This is a genomic window from Candidatus Rokuibacteriota bacterium, from assembly GCA_016209385.1.
GTDB lineage: Bacteria > Methylomirabilota > Methylomirabilia > Rokubacteriales > CSP1-6 > JACQWB01.
The window spans coordinates 1-3,380 of sequence record JACQWB010000157.1; the positions used below are offsets into that span (position 1 = coordinate 1).

At 66.0% G+C, this 3,380-nt stretch carries 4 protein-coding genes; 2 read left to right on the forward strand and 2 right to left on the reverse strand.

Annotated elements, in window-relative coordinates; all coding sequences use genetic code 11:
• Together HY726_10995 and HY726_11000 are read left to right on the forward strand one after the other, a co-directional pair.
• Positions 1–450, forward strand: a 450-nt coding sequence (locus HY726_10995) for an ABC transporter permease (GenBank protein ID MBI4609523.1), incomplete at its 5' end; no start/stop codon positions are given.
• Between the two features lie 251 nt (positions 451–701).
• Positions 702–2,252 (forward strand): ABC transporter substrate-binding protein, encoded by a 1,551-nt coding sequence (locus tag HY726_11000; protein MBI4609524.1) that lies wholly within the window; start codon positions 702–704, stop codon positions 2,250–2,252.
• A gap of 54 nt (positions 2,253–2,306) precedes the next feature.
• On the opposite strand, the gene HY726_11005 is transcribed toward HY726_11000, so the two are convergent.
• Both HY726_11005 and HY726_11010 read right to left on the reverse strand, forming a co-directional pair.
• Positions 2,307–2,567 carry a hypothetical protein gene (locus tag HY726_11005; GenBank protein ID MBI4609525.1) on the reverse strand — a complete coding sequence of 87 codons (261 nt, stop codon included), beginning with the start codon at positions 2,565–2,567 and terminating at the stop codon, positions 2,307–2,309.
• Positions 2,564–3,007, reverse strand: coding sequence for an AbrB/MazE/SpoVT family DNA-binding domain-containing protein (locus tag HY726_11010; GenBank protein ID MBI4609526.1), 444 nt, complete (start codon positions 3,005–3,007; stop codon positions 2,564–2,566). Before HY726_11010 ends, HY726_11005 begins: the two co-directional genes overlap by 4 nt.
• Positions 3,008–3,380: the final 373 nt, after the last annotated feature.

Below are 3,380 nucleotides of genomic sequence, written 5' to 3' on the forward strand. Positions count from 1 at the left end.
GCCGTGATCGGCGTGCTCGGACCGAGCCTCCAGAACATCATCATCGTGATTGGCGTCTCCTCCTGGGTGGTGTACGCTCGGGTGGTGCGCGGGGAGGTGCTCTCGCTCAGGGAGCGGGAGTTCGTGCAGGCGGCCGTCGCGCTCGGGAGCCGCGACTGGCGGGTGCTGCTCCACCATGTGCTCCCCAACGCGTTCGCCCCCTGGCTCGTGGTGGCGACGCTGGACATGGCCCGGGTGATCGTGGTGGAGTCAGCCTTGTCCTTCCTCGGGCTCGGGGTCCAGCCGCCGACCCCGACGTGGGGGGGGATGCTGGCCGACGGGCGCGTGTATCTCTCCACGGCCTGGTGGCTCGCCACCTTCCCCGGCCTGGCGATCCTCGTGACCGTGCTCGGGATCAACCTGCTGGGGGATGGGCTGCGGGACACCCTGGATCCGCGCTTGAAGGTGTGAGGCGCCCGCGAACGGCGAACGAGTGCCGTCCCAACTTGTTTTGCCTATGCCGGTCGCCACGGGTCCTGTCCCGGCGAGCAGCCCCACCGTCGGGGCCACCCCAGCCCCACCCGCTTCGCGGGTACCCGGGGACCCCCGGCCCCTCCGGTGGGGCGCCCCGCTCGCCGTGCCACCCGTGGCGGCTGGCACTGTCTGGCGTAGTTAGTTGGAACTGAACTTGGCGTGAACCGGCAGGCGGAAAGGAGGGCTCTATGAGGCGCTCCATTGCCCTGTTTCTCGCATTCGTCCTGATCGGGTGGGCCGGGGGGGTCGGGGCCGCTCCCGAGGGCCAGGTGATCGTCGCCCAGGGAGTGGACCCCACCACGCTTGACCCGCACCTCCATCTCGAGACCCCGGCGCTGAACGTGCTCCTGCAGATTTACGACACGCTCCTCTTCCGGGACCCGAACCTCAAGCTGATCCCGTGGCTCGCCGAGTCCTGGCGCGTGGTGAACCCGACGACCTGGGAGTTCAAGCTCCGGAAAGGGGCCAAGTTCCACAACGGGGAGGACGTGGACGCGGAGGCGGTGAAGTACAGCCTCGAGCGGATCATCGATCCCAACACGAAGCCGCAGCGCCAGATCACGTTCTTCAACCTGGTGGACCACGTCGAGGTCGTGGACAAGCACACGGCGCGCGTCATCACGAAGAAGCCCTTCCCGGTCCTGGAGAACAACCTGGCGCTCCTCGGCAACATCGTGCCGCCCAAGTACTTCAAGGCCAACGACATGGCCCACCTGGCGAAGAACCCGGTCGGCTCGGGGCCGTACAAGTTCGTCCGCTGGGTCAAGGACGAGCGGATCGTCATGGAGGCCAACGAGCAGTGGTGGGGCGGGGCCCCCAAGGTGAAGACCCTGATCTTCCGGCCCATCCCCGAGCACGCGGTCCGGGTGGCGGCCCTCCAGGCCGGCGAGGTGGACATCGCCGTCAACATCCCGCCGCACCTTGTGCCGGTCATCGACAAGCACCCGCGCCTCTACATCACCAAGGCGCCGAGCGTCAGAACCATCTTCCTACCCATCTACACCCACAAGTTCGGCGAGGGCAACAAGCTGGTGGGCCCGATCGAGCACCCGACAAAGGACAAACGGGTGCGCCAGGCGATGAACTACGCGGTGAACGTGGACGAGGTGATCCAGGGGGTGCTGGAGGGGCAGGGGATCCGGACGGCCACGCCGCTCACGGCCAAGCACTTCGGCTTCGACCCCGCGCTCCAGCCCTACAAGCAGGACGTGGCCAAGGCGAAGCAGCTGCTGACCGAGGCGGGGTACCCGAACGGGATCGACCTGGTCCTGAACTCTCCCGACGGCCGCTACCTCAAGGACAAGGAAGTCGCCGAGGCGATCGCGGGACAGCTCACCAAGGCGGGGATCCGGACCAAGGTGCGGGTGCACGAGTGGACCACGTACCTCAACAAGTACGTGTACCCCCACGGCGCCGATCCGATGTTCCTGATCGGCTGGGGCAACACCAACTGGGACGCCGATGGCACGCTCTTCCCGCTCTGGCGGTCCGGGCAGCCGCTGGCGAACTTCTACAACGCGGACTTCGACGGGCTCGTGGATCAGGCCAAGGTGAACATGGACGCCAAGACGCGGCTGGACCTCTACCGGAAGGCGCTCCGGATCTTCATGGACGAGGCCCCGGCCATCCCGCTCTACCAGCAGATGGACCTCTACGGCGTGAACAAGCGCGTCAACTTCAAGGCGCTCTCCTCCGAGCAGATCGTCGGGGTCTGGCTGAGCCTGAAGGACCAGAAGTAGCCGCCGGCCGATCCGGCGTTGGGCAGGGCCGGGGTTTTCCCCGGCCCTTGCTTTTTACCGGGCGGGGCGCAGGAGATCGTGGGTTCCCACGCGGAGCAGCACGTACGTATCCCCTTTGAGGGTGAAGGTGAAGCGGTAGTGGAGGGTCACCCGCCCCTCCCAGCGGTTTTCATGCCCCTTCAGCTTTTTGATCTGAAGCGAGGGATGGCGTGGATTTTCAAGCAAAAGCCCCAGCGCCGTGTCCACGCGGTGTTGGAGGCGCTGGGGCAAACGTTCGTATTCCGTGCGAAAGCGCTCCGTGGGCTGGAGCTTCATCCGCGGGCGGGAGACCCCTTCTTCATGCCCTCCTTAAGCGCCTCGACTGTGGCGAAGGGTCCCAGGAGCCGTCCGGCGCGGCGGTCGGCTTCGGCGGCGCGCTCCCCCTTCTGCCAGGCCTCGGTCCACCAGTACTTCTGGTCCGGATCGATGAGCCCGGCTTTGGCAGCGACTTCGGCCTCCGCCTCCGCCAATCCCCGGGCCGTGAGGAGGTCCTGTCGGATCCGCTCGATCTTGCCCTTCGCTCGGAGGAGGGTGCGCTGCTCGGCGGCGGTCAGGCGGGGCGCCGGAGCCTTCGGGGCGAGCCGCTGAGGAGTGAGGACGATGCGGCCGCCCTCTGCCGTGGCCTCGAGAAAGTCGCCAGCGTTCAACTTCAGGGCCTCGAAGACCTCCTTGGGAATCGTGACCTGGTGCTTCGGGCCGATTCGGACTGCTGTCATATCCCTCCGTCGTTGATCGCTTCGGCGTTCAGACTTACTTTCTTACTGTAAGACTAAACACGCATAGGTCGGCTGTCAAGGGAGAAGACAGACGGGTTCCTCGATCAGGCCAAGGTGAACTATGGACTTCAAGGCGCTCTCCTCCGAGCAGATCGTGGGGGTCTGGCTGAGCCTGAAGGACATGAAGTAGTCCGCGGCCCCTTGGTGCGGCGCAGGCACGGGCTGGCGAAATAAAAAAAGGTTCATCCGACTTTGGCGTGGGTCGCTGGCTGATGTAAGAATGGCTCCAGCTCCATCACCACACCGGGAGGGCTGGGGCCATGCGCGACGTTGAACTCTATCGCTACCTGCTGGGGCTGGAGGCGCCGTGGAC